The organism is Enterobacter sp. BNK-14 (assembly GCF_047456095.1).
GTDB classification, from domain to species: domain Bacteria; phylum Pseudomonadota; class Gammaproteobacteria; order Enterobacterales; family Enterobacteriaceae; genus Enterobacter; species Enterobacter kobei.
Genome location: NZ_CP179897.1, coordinates 609,386 through 624,595 on the forward strand (window position 1 = coordinate 609,386; position 15,210 = coordinate 624,595).

General features: G+C 53.1%; 13 protein-coding genes. 11 read left to right on the forward strand and 2 right to left on the reverse strand.

Annotated elements, in window-relative coordinates; genetic code table 11:
* The first annotated feature begins 11 nt into the window (after window positions 1-11).
* The 6 genes from sapA to ACMGGM_RS02915 all read left to right on the forward strand — a co-directional run bounded on the left by sapA (window position 12) and on the right by ACMGGM_RS02915 (window position 6,387).
* The gene (gene sapA / locus ACMGGM_RS02890) at window positions 12-1,652 is read left to right on the forward strand and encodes an ABC transporter substrate-binding protein SapA (protein ID WP_014884065.1); all 1,641 of its coding nucleotides are present in this window, start codon (window positions 12-14) and stop codon (window positions 1,650-1,652) included.
* Window positions 1,649-2,614, forward strand: a complete 966-nt coding sequence (gene sapB / locus ACMGGM_RS02895; RefSeq protein WP_023337369.1) for a putrescine export ABC transporter permease SapB — start codon at window positions 1,649-1,651, stop codon at window positions 2,612-2,614. Before sapA ends, sapB begins: the two co-directional genes overlap by 4 nt.
* On the forward strand, window positions 2,601-3,491 hold the full coding sequence (sapC, locus tag ACMGGM_RS02900) for a putrescine export ABC transporter permease SapC (RefSeq protein WP_014884067.1): 891 nt from the start codon (window positions 2,601-2,603) through the stop codon (window positions 3,489-3,491). Before sapB ends, sapC begins: the two co-directional genes overlap by 14 nt.
* On the forward strand, window positions 3,491-4,483 hold the full coding sequence (gene sapD / locus ACMGGM_RS02905) for a putrescine export ABC transporter ATP-binding protein SapD (protein WP_014884068.1): 993 nt from the start codon (window positions 3,491-3,493) through the stop codon (window positions 4,481-4,483). Before sapC ends, sapD begins: the two co-directional genes overlap by 1 nt.
* Window position 4,484: 1 nt before the next feature.
* Window positions 4,485-5,291 carry a putrescine export ABC transporter ATP-binding protein SapF gene (gene sapF, locus ACMGGM_RS02910; protein ID WP_014884069.1) on the forward strand — a complete coding sequence of 269 codons (807 nt, stop codon included), beginning with the start codon at window positions 4,485-4,487 and terminating at the stop codon, window positions 5,289-5,291.
* A gap of 154 nt (window positions 5,292-5,445) precedes the next feature.
* The gene (locus ACMGGM_RS02915) at window positions 5,446-6,387 is read left to right on the forward strand and encodes an ATP-grasp fold amidoligase family protein (RefSeq protein ID WP_063943199.1); all 942 of its coding nucleotides are present in this window, start codon (window positions 5,446-5,448) and stop codon (window positions 6,385-6,387) included.
* On the opposite strand, the gene ACMGGM_RS02920 is transcribed toward ACMGGM_RS02915, so the two are convergent.
* Window positions 6,368-7,432: an ATP-binding protein gene (locus tag ACMGGM_RS02920; protein WP_023330540.1), complete on the reverse strand. Its 1,065-nt coding sequence runs from the start codon at window positions 7,430-7,432 to the stop codon at window positions 6,368-6,370. The two genes, ACMGGM_RS02915 and ACMGGM_RS02920, sit on opposite strands and share 20 nt — an antisense overlap.
* Entirely contained in the window at window positions 7,429-8,133 is a 705-nt protein-coding gene (locus tag ACMGGM_RS02925) for a response regulator (RefSeq protein WP_023338377.1), read from the reverse strand. Before ACMGGM_RS02925 ends, ACMGGM_RS02920 begins: the two co-directional genes overlap by 4 nt.
* A gap of 266 nt (window positions 8,134-8,399) precedes the next feature.
* Here ACMGGM_RS02925 and ACMGGM_RS02930 point away from each other — a divergent pair, with 266 nt between their 5' ends.
* The 5 genes from ACMGGM_RS02930 to ACMGGM_RS02950 all read left to right on the forward strand — a co-directional run bounded on the left by ACMGGM_RS02930 (window position 8,400) and on the right by ACMGGM_RS02950 (window position 15,124).
* On the forward strand, window positions 8,400-8,792 hold the full coding sequence (locus ACMGGM_RS02930) for a transporter (RefSeq protein ID WP_196362010.1): 393 nt from the start codon (window positions 8,400-8,402) through the stop codon (window positions 8,790-8,792).
* 134 nt (window positions 8,793-8,926) lie between these two features.
* The gene (locus ACMGGM_RS02935; protein ID WP_032629001.1) at window positions 8,927-9,838 is read left to right on the forward strand and encodes an ABC transporter six-transmembrane domain-containing protein; all 912 of its coding nucleotides are present in this window, start codon (window positions 8,927-8,929) and stop codon (window positions 9,836-9,838) included.
* A gap of 4 nt (window positions 9,839-9,842) precedes the next feature.
* Window positions 9,843-12,947, forward strand: a complete 3,105-nt coding sequence (locus tag ACMGGM_RS02940) for a multidrug efflux RND transporter permease subunit (RefSeq protein ID WP_063943343.1) — start codon at window positions 9,843-9,845, stop codon at window positions 12,945-12,947.
* Between the two features lie 250 nt (window positions 12,948-13,197).
* Complete coding sequence (gene fabI, locus ACMGGM_RS02945) at window positions 13,198-13,986, forward strand: enoyl-ACP reductase FabI (protein ID WP_003856831.1); 789 nt, start codon at window positions 13,198-13,200, stop codon at window positions 13,984-13,986.
* Between the two features lie 151 nt (window positions 13,987-14,137).
* A complete protein-coding gene (locus tag ACMGGM_RS02950) occupies window positions 14,138-15,124 on the forward strand; it encodes a CMD domain-containing protein (protein ID WP_045269665.1) in 987 nt (328 codons plus the stop codon).
* Window positions 15,125-15,210: the final 86 nt, after the last annotated feature.

Sequence of the window (15,210 nt, forward strand, 5' to 3'; positions counted from 1 at the left end):
CCTTAAAAATTATGCGTCTGGTTTTATCGTCCTTTTTTGCACTCGGTCTGTTCAGCAGCATGGCTTTTGCCGCGCCGGGGCAGACTTCGCAGCCTGACATCCGTGACAGTGGCTTCGTCTATTGCGTGAGCGGCCAGGTGGATACCTTCAACCCGCAAAAAGCGGGCAGCGGCCTGATTGTCGATACGCTTGCCGCGCAATTGTATGACCGTCTGCTTGATGTCGACCCGTACACCTACCGTCTGGTCCCTGAGCTTGCGGAAAGCTGGGAAGTGCTGGACAACGGTGCAACCTACCGCTTCCACCTGCGCAATGATGTCGCGTTTCAGCGCACGCCGTGGTTTACCCCCACGCGCAAGCTGAATGCGGACGATGTGGTCTTTACCTTCCAGCGGATCTTTAATCGCAATCATCCGTGGCATAACGTCAACGGGGATCATTTCCCTTACTTCGACAGTCTGCAGTTTGCCGACACGGTTAAGAGCGTGCGTAAGCTGGATAACCGAACGGTTGAATTTACGCTAACGCGCCCGGATGCCTCCTTCCTCTGGCATCTGGCGACCCACTATGCGTCCGTCATGTCTGCTGAATATGCGTCGCAGCTTGCGAAAAAAGATCGCCAGGAGTTGCTCGATCGCCAGCCGGTGGGCACCGGTCCGTTCCAGTTGGCGGAATACCGTGCGGGGCAATATATACGCCTGCAGCGTCATGAACATTTCTGGCGCGGCACGCCGCTTATGCCGCAGGTGGTGGTTGACCTCGGCTCTGGCGGAACAGGACGTCTCTCAAAACTGCTCACCGGGGAATGTGACGTGCTCGCCTGGCCTGCCGCCAGCCAGCTCACTATTTTGCGTGACGATCCGCGTCTGCGTCTGACGCTACGCCCGGGAATGAACATCGCTTATCTGGCCTTTAACACGGATAAGCCGCCGTTGAACAACCCTGCCGTCCGTCATGCCCTGGCGCTGGCGATTAACAACCAGCGTCTGATGCAGTCGATCTACTACGGCACGGCGGAAACCGCGGCCTCTATTTTACCGCGCGCCTCGTGGGCCTACGACGGTGAAGCTAAAATTACGGAATACAATCCGGCAAAAGCACGCGAACAACTGAAAGCGCTGGGCGCGGAAAACCTCACCCTCCAGCTTTGGGTGCCGACCAGTTCCCAGGCGTGGAACCCGAGCCCGCTGAAAACGGCCGAACTGTTGCAGGCAGATATGGCACAGGTGGGCGTCAAGGTGATCATCGTGCCGGTTGAAGGCCGTTTCCAGGAGGCGCGCCTGATGGACATGAATCACGATCTCACGCTGACCGGCTGGGCTACCGACAGTAACGACCCGGACAGTTTTTTCCGGCCGCTGCTGAGCTGTGCGGCGATCAACTCGCAGACCAACTACGCTCACTGGTGTAACCGGGAGTTTGACGCCGTGCTGCAAAAAGCGCTCTCTTCCCAACAGCTGGCCTCACGCATCGATGCTTATGATGAAGCGCAGAAAATCCTCGCCGAGGAGTTGCCCGTGCTGCCGCTGGCCTCTTCCCTGCGTCTCCAGGCCTATCGCTATGATATTAAAGGTCTGGTGCTGAGTCCGTTCGGCAATGCCTCGTTCGCGGGCGTCTCACGCGAAAAAGAACAAGAGGTGAAAAAACCATGATTATTTTTACCTTGCGCCGACTCCTGCTGCTGCTGGTGACGCTCTTTCTGCTGACCTTTGTCGGTTTCAGCCTGAGCTATTTTACGCCGCACGCCCCGCTTCAGGGCTCATCGTTGTGGGATGCCTGGCTGTTCTGGTTTAACGGTCTGCTGCACTGGGATTTCGGGGTGTCCAGCATCAACGGGCAGCTTATCTCCGACCAGTTGAAAGAGGTTTTTCCGGCCACGATGGAGCTGTGCATTCTGGCCTTCGGTTTTGCCCTAATGGTGGGGATCCCCGTGGGTATGCTGGCCGGGATCTATCGCAACAAATGGCAGGATAAGTTCATCAGCGCCCTCGCCCTGTTAGGCTTCTCCATCCCGGTATTCTGGCTGGCGCTGCTGTTAACGCTCTTCTTCTCACTGACGATGGGCTGGCTACCAGTCTCGGGCCGCTTCGACCTGCTCTACACGGTGAAAACGGTGACGGGTTTTGCCATTATTGACGCCTGGCTGTCCGATTCAGTGTGGCGTCATGAGATGATCGTCAGCGCCGTGCGCCATATGGTGTTGCCGGTACTGACGCTGGCCGTCGCCCCGACCACGGAAGTAATTCGCCTGATGCGCCTGAGCACCATCGAGGTGTTTGACCAGAACTATGTCAAAGCCGCCGCCACGCGGGGTTTGTCACGCCTGACCATCCTGCGCCGCAACGTTCTCCATAACGCGCTACCGCCGGTGATTCCGCGTCTGGGGCTGCAGTTCTCCACCATGCTCACTCTGGCGATGATCACCGAGATGGTCTTTAGCTGGCCCGGGCTGGGACGGTGGATGATCAACGCGATTCGCCAGCAGGACTACGCCGCTATTTCAGCGGGTGTGATGGTGATTGGTTCGCTGGTGATTATTGTTAACGTGTTGTCCGATATTTTGGGTGCGATGGCTAACCCGTTGAAGCATAAGGAATGGTATGCCTTACGATAACGTATACAGTGAAAAGCGCACACCCGGTGCGCTGCGTACCGTGTGGCGTAAGTTCTATGGTGACACCACGGCGATGATCGGCCTTTATGGCTGCGCCGGGCTGGTATTACTCTGCCTCTTTGGCTCGTGGTTTGCCCCGTATGGCATTGACCAGCAGTTCCTCGGCTATCAGCTTCTGCCGCCTTCCTGGTCACGCTACGGCGAAGTCTCTTTCTTCCTCGGCACTGACGACCTCGGACGTGACGTATTGAGTCGCCTGTTAAGCGGCGCTGCCCCGACGGTGGGTGGCGCATTTGTGGTCACGCTTGCGGCGACAGTCTGTGGACTGGCGCTCGGTATTTTTGCGGGATCCACGCATGGCCTGCGTTCGGCGGTACTGAACCACATTCTGGACACCCTGCTGTCGATTCCGTCTCTGCTGCTGGCGATCATTGTGGTTGCTTTTGCCGGACCGCATCTGTCGCATGCAATGTTTGCCGTCTGGCTGGCAATCCTGCCCCGCATCGTGCGCTCGGTTTACAGCATGGTGCATGACGAGCTGGAGAAAGAGTATGTCGTCGCCGCCCGTCTGGACGGCGCGACCACCTTCAACATCTTGTGGTTTGCCGTGCTGCCGAATATCGCCGCCGGGCTGGTCACCGAGATCACCCGTGCGCTGTCGATGGCGATTCTCGATATTGCTGCGCTCGGCTTCCTCGACCTTGGCGCCCAGTTGCCGTCACCTGAATGGGGCGCAATGCTGGGTGACGCGCTGGAGTTAATCTACGTGGCGCCGTGGACAGTCATGCTGCCGGGGGCGGCGATTATGGTGAGCGTGTTGCTGATCAACCTGCTGGGCGACGGTATTCGCCGTGCAATTAACGCGGGGGTGCAATAATGCCGCTTCTAGATATCCGCAACCTCACCATCGAATTCAAAACCGGTGAAGGCTGGGTTAAGGCCGTCGATCGCATCAGTATCACGCTTGCTGAGGGTGAAATCCGCGGGCTGGTGGGGGAATCTGGCTCAGGGAAAAGCCTGATCGCCAAAGCTATCTGCGGCGTGGCGAAAGACAACTGGCGCGTGACCGCCGACCGTATGCGCTTCGACGACATTGACCTGCTGCGCCTCTCCCCGCGCGAGCGGCGTAAGCTGGTTGGCCACAACGTCTCGATGATCTTCCAGGAACCGCAATCCTGTCTCGATCCGTCCGAGCGCGTGGGTAAACAGCTCATGCAGAACATCCCCGGCTGGACCTATAAAGGCCGCTGGTGGCAGCGTTTCGGCTGGCGTAAACGTCGCGCCATCGAACTGTTGCACCGCGTCGGGATCAAAGATCATAAAGACGCGATGCGCAGCTTCCCGTATGAGCTTACCGACGGTGAATGTCAGAAAGTGATGATTGCTATCGCGCTGGCTAATCAGCCGCGCTTGCTGATTGCGGATGAACCCACTAACGCGATGGAGCCGACCACGCAGGCGCAAATTTTCCGCCTGCTGTCACGTCTGAACCAGAACAACAACACCACCATTTTGCTGATCAGCCATGACCTGCAGATGTTAAGCAAATGGGCGGACAAAATTGATGTGATGTACTGCGGGCAAACGGTCGAAACCGCCCCCAGCGAAGACCTGATCAACGCCCCGCATCATCCGTATACGCAGGCGCTTATCCGGGCTATTCCTGATTTTGGCAGTGCCATGCCGCACAAGAGCCGCCTGAATACCTTGCCAGGGGCGATTCCGCTGCTGGAATCCTTGCCGATAGGCTGCCGTCTTGGGCCTCGTTGCCCGTATGCTCAGCGTAAATGTATTGAGACACCACGCCTGACCGGCGCCAAAAATCATCTTTACGCCTGTCATTTCCCGCTGAACATGGAGAGAGAGTGAAATGGTCGAAACCTTACTGGAAGTCCGCAACCTGAGTAAGACCTTTCGCTATCGTACGGGGCTGTTTCATCGTCAGACTGTCGAGGCGGTAAAGCCGCTAAGTTTTACCCTGCGTGAAAAACAGACGCTGGCGATTATTGGCGAAAACGGTTCCGGGAAATCGACGCTGGCGAAGATGCTTGCCGGCATGGTAGAGCCTACCGCTGGAGAAGTGTTGATTGACGATCATCCTCTGGCGTTTGGGGATTACTCTTTCCGCAGCCAGCGTATCCGCATGATCTTCCAGGATCCGTCAACCTCGCTCAATCCCCGCCAGCGTATTTCGCAGATTCTGGATTTTCCTCTGCGTTTGAACACCGAGCTGGAGCCCGAGGCGCGACGAAAGCGCGTCTTTGAAACCCTGCGCATGGTGGGACTGTTACCGGATCACGAAAGCTACTATCCGCACATGCTGGCCCCCGGCCAGAAACAGCGCCTCGGTCTGGCGCGCGCGTTGATTTTGCGCCCGAAGGTAATCATTGCCGACGAAGCGCTTGCCTCGCTGGATATGTCGATGCGTTCGCAACTGATTAACCTGATGCTGGAGTTGCAGGAAAAACAGGGTATCTCCTATATCTACGTTACCCAACATCTCGGAATGATGAAGCACATCAGCGACCAGGTGATGGTGATGCACCAGGGGGAAGTTGTCGAACGTGGCAGCACAGCGGATGTCATGGCCTCTCCGCTTCATGAGCTGACGAAACGACTGATTGCCGGTCATTTCGGTGAAGCGCTGACCGCCGATGCGTGGAGAAAGGACCGCTAAGCACAACGGTAACCCCCCCGCTAAATCAAGGATTAAATAACCTGCGTACGTTATTTAATCCTTTTAATTTTCGTCTCCATCCTTGCTCCATATTTTACGCAATATCCATCAACAGTTCTTCTCCAGAATATCAGGACATTACGGAGGAGAAAAAATGATCACCGCCACTTATGTTCTAAAATACACAGAGTATCTCATCAGAAAATGCCGTTCATTTTTAATGACGGACCTGCACTTCCATACTGTGAGGCTCAAGAGAACAACCGGGAAAACCCCTGACATTAAATCACCCTCGACGTTGAGTGAAAAAATATGCCATCGTCTGGTCTATGACCATACTAACGTCTATACAATGCTTGCCGATAAACTCGCCGTTCGGGAATACGTTTCTTCCAGAACTACGCGCGTGAAAACGGTGCCCTTACTTGGTGTTTATACCAAGGCATCGCAAATTGATTTTTCAGTACTTCCTGACAAATTCGTCCTTAAGTGCAACCATGACAGTGGTAGCACAATAGTATGTACCGACAAAGCGCACTTTAATGACAGGGAAGCCTGTAAAAAACTGAGCCTCGCGTTAAAGAAAAATCTGTACTACACCACACGCGAATGGCAGTACAAAAACATTACGCCGAGTATACTTTGCGAGCCATTTGTCGATCTCTTCGACGATGCTGACAGGAATACAACGCCCGAAATGTTGAGGATCCATTGCTTTCATGGCGTTGCCCACTATGTTGAAGCGGATTTTACGGATGATAACGGGAAAGGGTTTATCAACGTTTATGACAGGCACTGGAACTTACAACCTTTCCAGATGGAATATCCGAATACTTCAGCAGATCCTGGCGAACCGCTTTTATTCCGAGAAGCATTGTTGGCCTCCCAGGAGATGGCGCAGGGAATTGATTACTGCCGCGTTGATCTTATGCTAAAAAAAGATGAAATCTATTTCAGTGAAATAACCCTAAGCCCGAGACGCGGTAAACTGACGATTACCCCACAGGAATGGGATGCTAAGCTAGGACAAATATGGCATTTATCGCCAGCAAGCACATTTAATCTGCCGCTGAAACTCACGGGTCGGGCCAGGTGAGTTTAAATATTGAGTGGTTTTGCTTTGATAAGGTATAAGTGACATCGCCACCATGGGCCAGCATGATGGCTTTTACCACCGATAAGCCTAAACCACACCCTTCGGGATTCAATGCCCTGGCGCCATTATCCCGCTGAAAAGGCTGAAATAAAAAATCGTGGAAGGCCTCAGGGATGCCCGGTCCGCCATCCTGAATAAGAATATAATTGCCTTTATCAGACACGCCATTTTTGACAATGAGCGTCCGCGAGGTTGAATAGTGTAATGCGTTGTCAAATAGAACGGCCAGACACTGGTTGATACGCAACGGATCGAACACACAACGCTGCTCCCTCAACGCTGTCTTTATCGTAAACTGATTACGTTTAAATTCGGGCATGAACGTATCAAGCGCGTCCTGTATTGTCCCGTTGAGATCCGTTCTGGATTTAGACAACGTATAACCCGCCCCACCGTCAGAGCTGACAACCCGTAGATCTTCAATCAGGCGGGTTAACCCTTCGGTCTGCCTGAGAAGATTATTAAAAAGCACCGGATCCGGTTCAAAAACGCCGTCTACCAGACCCTGAAGCCGCCCGCGTAAAATCGTGACCGGGGTTCTGAGTTCATGGGCAATGGCGGCATTCCAGGATTTACGCTGCATATCCAGCGTCTGCAGTTTTTCCGCCATTTCATTGAAATCCATGACCAGGTGATTGATCTCTCCCAGCCTGGAACTGGCACAATAAGCCCGGGCATCCAGTTGGCCCTGCGAAATTTTTTTCAGGCTGGACGCGACCGCGTTTAGCGGGGTGAGTATCCGCGAGGAAAGTTTGATCGTTAAAAAAACCGCGAATATCAGACTGATTGTTGTTGCTGTCCCGATCCACACCCAGTCCCACAGGGTCATCTGCTCGTCTTCCCCCGCCGCAGCGCCGCCGGGGAGGTGATCCAGAATAAAGGAGTAAAAAAACCAGGAGCCCAGTATGGAAATGGCAATGATCGTAAACGTCAGCAACATCATGTACGTTAAGATCTGACGACTCAGGACAGACTCTCTGTTCATTTTTTCTCCCCAAGCCGGTAACCCATGCCCCTGATGCTCTCAGGGACGCCGTAAAGCCCCGCGAGCTCAAGTTTTTTACGCAGCTTGCTCATATGGCTATCTACTGTTCTGTCGAGGGTATCACCTTCCGGAAGACATGCGTTGAGTAACTCTTCGCGGGAGCAGACCTTTCGCGGATATCTGACCAGATACGTAAGAAGCTTAAATTCCGTCGTCGTTAACACCGGGGAGATCACTTCAGGTCCCACGGTAACCTCAACGTAGAAATCATCCGGATAGACCGTAATAAAAGGCGTCCTGATAGGCGCGGCCCCCGCCTGCTGAATAGCGGGTTTGGTTCTGCGCAGCACCGCTTCAACCCGCGCGACAACTTCAGAAGGGTTAAAAGGCTTGATAACGTAATCATCTGCGCCAAGCCTCAGCCCCATGAGTTTATCTACGTCCTGATCGAGGGCAGAAACCATAATGACGGGCACGGAACTTTCCTGACGAAGCGTCGTGAGGACGCTCCAGCCGTCGCATACGGGCAGATGAATGTCCAGCAAGATGAGATCCGGTTTATGAAGGCGATTAAGCGCTATCGCCTGCTCGCCCTGTCTGGCCCTCAGCGTTTTCATCCCTGAACGCTCTAAGTAACTCATCAGTATTTCAGCAATGTCGTCTTCATCTTCAACAACAAGGATTAGAGTATTTTTGTTCATTTTATCTCCGCGGGTGAAATCCCTTTGAGCACGCTATCAGATATCTTTAGCACAATAAGACACAGCCTCCGGGAAAAAGTGCCGTAGCCATGAAAATTTCCAGCACTAATTTAAATGTCCGGCCATGCCTCCACACAGCCTACACATTCAGTCAATAAAGACTCGACAATGCCTGGCCAGAATAGTTATTCGGGCAGAACCCTTCTTTCATAGAACGGTGAGAATTAACCCTGTCGCTTTAAGGCTTTATGAATCTGGCTGAGATAATGAACATGGAATTTTCGAAATATTTCTCTACTAAGAAAATCGGTATATATACGCTGTTCCTGCTGCTGTCGTGGGGATTACTTTATACCTGGCTGGTGTTGATGCATAAAATGGATGAAAAAGTTGCCGCGACGCTGCCCTCCTCTCCCATTATTTATGGTTGCATCGCTTTGTCGGTTGTCTCTTTGATAATACAAAACAAAGCAGGTGCATTCATTGAATTACTTGTCATCGCCTTCTGGCTAATGGTGATTTTTATATATCTCATAATTACGTTCACTGTGCTGCTGAACGCTACGCCAGATTTCGACGATTTGGTGTTTTACTACGAGTGTTATTTAATTCTTTTTTTCTGCGGTTCGCCGTTGTACCTCATTATGAGAATGATTTGAACAACCGCACGGTTGCGCTCCACACTCTCTCCATAAAACTGCCATTTCCGCTAAACAGGCGAGTTGTAGACTTCCTGCCAACCCTTATTGCTCAAAATACACTCACTTAAAGAGTCTGAAACCTGTTACCCAGAATGAATAACCTTAATAACAATCGTCGTTCTCCAGATACAGCTGGCGTTATGTACTCACTTAAAAAACTCGCGGTACGTCACCGGAAAAAACTGGTTGTGACTTTTTTCCTTGTCGTGGCTGAAAACGTGATGTTTTTACTGTATCCCGTTCTGGCAGGCATCGCGATTAATGCCATTCTTGCGGGTAAGACACTTAACGCCGCACTGTACGGACTGATGGTGCTCTGTATGTGGATCATAGGTGCGACAAGACGGAGTGTTGATACACGAACGTTTGCTCGTATTTATGCCGGGCTTGCGGTCTCCGTTGTGCTTTCACAGCGGAAATACCAGCTTAACCATTCGGCTATCGCCGCCAGGGTCACACTCTCGCGCGAGTATGTGGATTTCTTTGAAATGCACTTGCCCCTGCTTATTACCTCGCTGAGTTCTCTCTTTGGTGCGGCAATCATGCTGTTATTTATCGAATTCTGGGCCGGCATCATGTGCTGTGCAATCGTCATCATTCTGATGGGATTTGTCTCGGAATATGCCCGTAAAAATGAATGGTTATTCATGCGCCTGAATAATCGTCTTGAGAAAGAAGTTGATTATGTTCATAAGGCAGGCACCGCCACCCTTCACCGCCATTACGTCACGCTTGCACGTTTACGCATTGCGTTATCGGACCGGGAGGCGTGGGGCTATTTATGGGTGGGTATACTCGTTGCCCTGCTTTTTACGCTGACCATTATCTGGATGACGCAATCGGCTGGCATCACCGCCGGACATATTTATTCCGTGATGACATACATGTGGATGTTCGCGACAAGTCTCGATGACGCCCCGCAGCTTCTTGAGAAATTTTCTCAGCTCAGGGATATCGGTAAACGCGTATCAGCCGATGACGAAATTCACGTATCTGGACGTTAATTTAATGCCTCATTTTTTTATTGAACGCCCCGTATTCGCCTGGGTAGTGGCGCTTTTTATTGTCCTAACGGGTGTCCTGTCTATACCCCGGTTGCCGGTTGCGCAGTATCCGGCGGTGGCACCGCCGGGGATCATTATTTCTGTCACTTATCCGGGGGCCAGCCCCGATATCATGAATACGTCCGTGGTGTCGCTCATCGAGCGTGAAATATCGGGCGTGGATAATTTGCTCTATTTCGAATCATCCAGCGACACAACCGGTTCTGCATCTATTACCGTGACCTTTAAGCCCGGCACAGACATTAAGCTGGCACAGATGGATCTTCAGAACCAGATCAAGATTGTAGAGCCACGTTTGCCGCAGGCGGTCAGGCAAAATGGCATCAACGTCGAGGCGGCCAATTCCGGATTTTTAATGATGGTGGGGTTGAAGTCCACAACCGGCAAATTTGAAGAGGCGGATTTAAGCGATTATTTTGCCCGCAACGTCAGCGACGAACTACGCCGTGTGCCGGGAGTCGGAAAAGTCCAGCTGTTTGGTGGCGAAAAAGCGCTGCGCATCTGGCTGGATCCCATGCAGCTGCACAGTTACGGGTTTTCGGTGAGCGATGTTCTTACCGCTGTAGGTCAGCAAAATGCCCTTGTTTCGCCGGGGAAAACGGGAGACGAACCGGCAACTGCAGGACAAGGCGTAACCTATCCCATCACAGTGAAAGGGCAACTCACTTCTGTAGAGGCTTTCAGAAACATTACCCTTAAAGCAGATGCGTCTGGCGCAAGGCTGAAACTGTCCGACGTTGCGCGGATTGAGTCTGGCCTGCAAAGTTACGCTTTCGGTATCCGCGAAAATGGGGTGCCGGCAACAGCTGCGGCAATCCAGTTGTCGCCAGGCGCCAATGCGATGAGCACGGCGTCAGGCGTACGTGCACGTATCGACGAACTTTCTCAGGTGTTGCCGGAAGGAATGGCGTTTACGGTTCCCTTCGATACCGCACCGTTTGTAAAGCTGTCCATCATGAAGGTGGTGCAAACCTTTGTGGAAGCGATGGTCCTTGTCTTTCTCGTTATGCTGCTGTTTTTACATAAGATACGCTGTACGCTTATCCCCGCGATTGTGGCCCCCGTCGCGCTGCTGGGCACCTTCACAGTGATGCTATTGAGTGGATACTCGATCAATATTCTGACCATGTTCGGCATGGTGCTGGCGATAGGGATTATCGTGGATGACGCCATTGTGGTCGTGGAGAACGTTGAACGGCTGATGGAAGAAAAAAAACTTTCTCCGCACGACGCTACCCGGGAGGCCATGGCCGAAATCACCCCGGCAATTATCGGGATCACGCTGGTACTTACCGCTGTCTTTATACCCATGGGTTTTGCTGAAGGGTCCGTAGGCATTATTTATCGACAATTTTGTATTTCCATGGCGGTATCCATACTGTTGTCGGCATTTCTTGCCCTCACGCTGACTCCCGCGCTTTGTGCGACGTTGCTTAAGCCCCACAGCGCGCAAAAACACGGTGGCGGCAGGTTCGCGGTAGGCTTTAACGCCCGTTTTCATACCCTGACGACATGGTACGAATCCGGCCTGGGTGCGGTTCTGAAACGAACCGGCCGAATGCTGCTTCTGTATGTTGCGCTTTGTGCTGCGCTATTTTTTGGATTGTCTTCGCTGCCCTCATCCTTTCTGCCGGACGAAGATCAGGGCTATTTTATGTCCTCTATTCAGCTTCCCTCTGATGCCACAATGCAGCGCACCCTGAAAGTAGTAAAAACATTTGAACAGGAAATTGCGACCCGACCGGATATTGAAAGCAACATTATGATCCTGGGTTTTGGGTTTTCAGGATCAGGACCGAATTCGGCCATGGCATTCACCACGCTGAAGGACTGGAAAGAAAGGCACGGCTCTACAGCCGAGGATGAAGCCGACCATATGCAGGCCAGTATGGCAAACGTCTCTGATGCCGTAACGATGAGCCTGCTCCCGCCTGCCATTTCGGATATGGGCACATCATCGGGCTTCACCTGGTACGTGCAGGACAGAGCGGGACTGGGCTACGAGGCGTTAAAGCAGGCGGCCGATGCGCTGGTGCTGAAAGCGAATCAACGTCCTGAACTGAGTGGCGTGTATATCGACGGCCTGCCGGAAGGCACTAGCCTGGCGCTTCAGATTGACCGGGAAAAAGCGGAAGCTCTGGGCGTCTCATTTGATGAAATCAACCAGACGCTCTCCGTTACCATGGGTTCAAACTACGTTAATGACTACACGAACAATGGGCGTGTTCAGCAGGTGATTATCCAGGCCGATGCGCCTTACCGAATGCAACCTGAGCAGATCCTGAAATTATCCGTTAAAAACCGCCAGGGGCAGAGGGTGCCAGTGTCAACGTTTGCGACGCTCTCCTGGAACGTTGCACCGCAACAACTAACGCGTTATCAGGGGTATTCTGCTATCCGCATTACCGGCAGTGCGGCCACAGGTGAATCCAGCGGTACCGCAATGAAAGTTATGGAGAATTTGTCCAGGGATTTACCTCAGGGCTTGGCGGGAGAATGGGCCGGGAGCTCATTGCAGGAAATAAAATCCCAGTCGCAGCTCCCGGGTCTGATCGCCCTGTCGATTCTGGTGGTGTTTATGGTGCTCGCTGCCCTGTATGAGAGCTGGTCAATACCTTTTGCCGTCATGCTGGTGGTGCCATTGGGACTGATCGGTGCAGTCATGGCCGTGTCTGTTGCCGGCATGACGAATGATGTTTTCTTCAAGGTCGGCCTTATCACCCTGATAGGCCTGTCTGCCAAGAACGCCATATTGATTGTGGAGTTTGCCAGACAGTTGCATCGTGAAGGGAACCCTCTGGTGGCGGCAACGATACAGGCCGCAAGCCAGCGCCTGCGCCCTATTCTGATGACATCGTTAGCCTTTACGTTGGGAGTGGTTCCCTTAATGCTGGCCAGTGGCGCAAGTGACAGCACACAACACGCCATCGGCACCGGCGTCTTTGGCGGCATGATTAGCGGTACGCTTCTCGCGATCTTCTTCGTCCCGGTTTTCTTTATTGTCATCGCGCGTTTTATAGAAAGCGCCAGGAAAGGGTCACTATCGTGAGGGATCGCGCATCCACGCTGGTTGGATGAGGCGAAGCTGCTGCCGGGTGATATACTGGACGAATGCTGAAATTTTGAACCCACGCCTCACCTTCTGGGGCATTCGTCTTTGGCGATCGGCGAGAAATATCGTGACACAAGGGGCTGTGAGTGGGCTATAATTTCGAGCTAATTTCGAATGATTTTGAAATACTGCCTGTAACGCTATGAATTACAAGGCAAAATAAGCAATGAATATAAGGATTAAAGCTATGGGTTTTCTTTCCGGTAAGCGCATTCTGGTGACTGGCGTTGCCAGCAAACTGTCCATCGCATACGGCATCGCACAGGCAATGCATCGTGAAGGCGCTGAGCTGGCGTTCACCTACCAGAACGACAAGCTGAAAGGCCGTGTTGAAGAGTTTGCCGCGCAGCTGGGTTCCAGCATCGTTCTGGAATGTGACGTTGCACAAGATGAAAGCATCGATGGCATGTTTGCTGAGCTGGCAAAAGCATGGCCGAAATTCGACGGTTTCGTTCACTCCATCGGCTTCGCGCCTGGCGACCAGTTGGACGGTGACTATGTGAACGCGGTTACCCGTGATGGCTTTAAAATCGCTCACGACATCAGCTCCTACAGCTTCGTTGCGATGGCTAAATCTTGCCGCGCGATGCTGAACCCAGGCGCAGCGCTGCTGACCCTGTCCTACCTGGGCGCGGAACGTGCTATCCCTAACTACAACGTGATGGGTCTGGCTAAAGCGTCTCTGGAAGCCAACGTACGCTATATGGCGAACGCAATGGGTCCTGAAGGTGTGCGTGTTAACGCCATCTCCGCGGGTCCTATCCGCACCCTTGCGGCATCCGGCATCAAAGATTTCCGTAAAATGCTGGCACACTGCGAAGCGGTTACCCCGATTCGTCGTACTGTTACCATTGAGGATGTGGGTAACTCTGCTGCATTCCTGTGCTCTGACCTGTCCGCAGGTATCTCCGGCGAAGTGGTTCACGTTGACGGCGGCTTCAACATCGCTGCAATGAACGAGCTGGAAATTAAATAAGCTCAGACTCTCTTCCCGCACGGGAAGAGAGTTTTCCCCGCACCATCCCCTCGTTATTCCGTTCTGCTATTTGTTATCACCTAACAATATTTTTCCCTTTATCTGCGTTACGCCAGGATATTGATCGCCATTTTGAGATCAAGGAACGCCCATGGAACAACGCCGTTTTTCCGGCAAAGGCCACTGGTATCACGAAACCCAGTCAAACCACGCGCAGTCGGATGCGCTGCCCCTGGTGCCCGAAGCCGCTAACGTTGACGATCGTTTTTTGCTCGATTTAGCCCTGCCCGATGAGATTGTCGCCGCCTGTACCGGCTGGCTTGCCCCTGCCAGAGCCTTATGCCATCAGCTGTTTCCCCTCTCACTTCCCGTCAATCGTCTGCGAACGCTCAGCGCCTATGACCGGTTAAGTACCGCGTTGACGGTTGCGCAGGCCTGTGGCGTTCAGCGGCTATGCAACCATTACGCCGCCCTTCTTGCGCCGCTGCCGGGTCCTGACTCCTCCCGCGAAAGTAACCGGCGGCTGGCGCAAATCACGCAGTATGCCCGTCAGCTCGCCAGCTCACCGGATGTCATTGACGACAAGGCGCGAAACCAGCTTGATGAGGTGGGTCTCTCCATCTATGACATTGTGGTGATTAACCAGATCATCGGCTTTATCGGTTTTCAGGCGCGCGTGGTGGCGGTCTTTCAGGCTCTGCTTGGCCATCCCGTTCGCTGGTTGCCGGGCCATCATATTCAGCCGCACGCTCTGCCAGCGTGCGCCGGTGCGTGGGTGACGCTTCTTCCCGTAGTCGAGCTTCGCTATGCGAGTGCGCATCAGCTTGAGTCCCTCTCCCGCTGGCAGGCAGAACCTGCGCTTGAGGCGCTGACACCCGTCCTGTGCCATGAACCGACCTTGCTCGACCTGACGGGAGAGATCCTGATAAACAGCCGGGAAGAGAGTGCGCTTTCCCCGCCGTCGCTTTTGGCAGCAGTCGACTTGCTGACACGCTCGCCGGACCGCTTTAGTGCCGCGCAGTTTACCCCACTCATGGAAGAAGGACTGACTGTCGCCCAGGCGATCAACCGCCTGTCTCAAAGCGCGTTTGAGGGCTGGCTTAATCGACTAAAAGTCGCGGCTGGCAAAGCGGAATAACCACACGCATTCCCCAAAGACCGCTTGCTGTAGAAGTGAGAATCGCGTAAAACTGTCAGCCGCTCAATGGCTACGAAAATAGAACA